Raw genomic sequence first — 1,694 nt, forward strand, 5'->3', positions numbered from 1 at the left:
GAGATGTCGCACTGATTCATGTTGTTGCCCGGCGAGCTGGTGGCCTTCTGCCCTACCTGCGTCTTGGTGTAACAGCTCTTGTGCGCGGTGGGGGATAGCCAACCAAAGCCGCCTGGAACCCAGTGTGGTGGCTGGTTCCCAGCGCCGGTTTGCAGGCAATTTCCCGCCGGCGTCGTGATGATCGTTTGTTCAACCCCGGCCGGGAATCCGTTGACTGCGTAGCGATTGAACTCGCAGAGTGTGAGAATGAGCGGCAAAGCCGCGGTGCCGCCGATCGGAGCGCCCCAGCTCGCGCTGGCGCGGACATTGATCTCGGACTCATCGACTCCCAGGACCGGCGCGAACCAGTGCTTCCGTACCGCGGAATTCTCCACGGTGACGCGCCCGGTTGTCGCGGTGGGAACCGTCGGCAGCGTGGCAACGGCGTTGCCCGAGTTACTGTTCGCCGTGGCAAGAGTCTGCGCCGTCATCCGGGGCGAGCCGCAGGTATCACGGGCACAGTCCTGGGCGATCGCGAGTGCGGCGGCATCCGCGCCGGTCTGGAGCTGCTGCTTCTCGGCGTGCATCGCTGCGACGTCGATGGAGATAGCAGCGAACCCCAGGAGAGGAACCATCAGGATCGCGATGATGACCGCGGCGGCGCCTCGATCGTCACTTAACCGAAGCATCGCATGGTCCCCTTACCGGTGAGGGTGAGGTCGTCGATTGGTAGGAAGCCCGAGACCGGCGAGAACGGATAACTGATGGTCACCGACGCCATGCCGGGAGCGGCGGCATCGGAGGAACAGGTGGTGGGGGTGACGCTGATCATCGCGTCGGTGAGGGGGAGACCATGAGCGGAGGCCTTGACCGTCGAGCGCGCGGCTGTGGCGTTGTCTTGCAGTGCCATCACACGCACGCCGTCGCGCGCCGCATTGGAGAGCGTCGTCTGCACGTGAAACGCCCTGCCGAATTCCATGATGCCCAGGACGAGCAACAACAGGATCGGCAGGAGGATCGCGAACTCGACGGCCGTGGCCCCGCGCTCACGTGAGGGCGTGAGCATTGCGGCGCCTGAGGGGTTAGAGGGGTAGGGACGAAGGGAGGAGAAGGCTTTTCGAAGCCAGCTCCGGCGCAGGAGGCCTGCTAAGGGCTGCGCCGGAGCTGACCGGTCGGACTATCAGTTGGGCCGAGCCCCGCTCGGGAGACGGCCGGCGATGTTGTTGAACATCGTCTGGAGGTTGTCACCCAGGAGGGTGACGCCTGCAATGATCACCACGGCAATGAGCCCGACCATTAGTCCGTACTCCACGGCCGTAGCGCCGCGATCCTTACGGTTGTCCAGACGCTCGGAGAAGAAGGCCTGCACGGTGGCCATGGCGAAGTAAAGCTGGTTCATGATGAACCCTTTCTTGCGAGGGAATGAGCCGAGGCGGCTCGAGGGGAGGGGTTGCGCCTCGCCCTTTCTGAGTTGGCGCTGAGAAGAGTATGCAGCGCCGGTCACGCAAGTGCAAGCCTTTGGAAAACTATCTGTAACGAACATCACTCCGTGAGCGATGTGTACGCGTGTACAGACCTTGTGCAGGTGAGACAGCACGTGGCACAAGAGATTTCCGTCTGAGGGCGGACCGCGCCGGGGCCATCTAGTGGGACGCGAGTCCGACTGTCAGCCGGACGAACGTACGACTCTCCGGCAGTTTGAGGTAAGGCTTCCT

Annotated in this window: 3 protein-coding genes; all 3 read right to left on the reverse strand. The window is 63.3% G+C overall.

Annotated features, from left to right (window positions below; translation table 11 throughout):
- On the reverse strand, positions 1-668 hold a 668-nt coding region (locus ACWIE7_RS19140), incomplete at its 3' end, for a TadE/TadG family type IV pilus assembly protein (RefSeq protein WP_454070327.1).
- Positions 656-1,045 carry a TadE/TadG family type IV pilus assembly protein gene (locus ACWIE7_RS19145; protein WP_454070328.1) on the reverse strand — a complete coding sequence of 130 codons (390 nt, stop codon included), beginning with the start codon at positions 1,043-1,045 and terminating at the stop codon, positions 656-658. The genes ACWIE7_RS19145 and ACWIE7_RS19140, both read right to left, overlap by 13 nt.
- Before the next feature lie 114 nt (positions 1,046-1,159).
- Positions 1,160-1,378 carry a Flp family type IVb pilin gene (locus tag ACWIE7_RS19150; protein ID WP_454070329.1) on the reverse strand — a complete coding sequence of 73 codons (219 nt, stop codon included), beginning with the start codon at positions 1,376-1,378 and terminating at the stop codon, positions 1,160-1,162.
- Positions 1,379-1,694 lie beyond the last annotated feature (316 nt).

The sequence above is a fragment of the Dietzia sp. NPDC055343 genome (assembly GCF_053645265.1).

Coding starts and splice junctions, on each gene's coding strand:
- ACWIE7_RS19145 (WP_454070328.1), bottom strand. CDS start 1,045: ATGCTCACGCCCTCACGTGAGCGCGGGGCCACGGCCGTCGAGTTCGCG.
- ACWIE7_RS19150 (WP_454070329.1), bottom strand. CDS start 1,378: ATGAACCAGCTTTACTTCGCCATGGCCACCGTGCAGGCCTTCTTCTCC.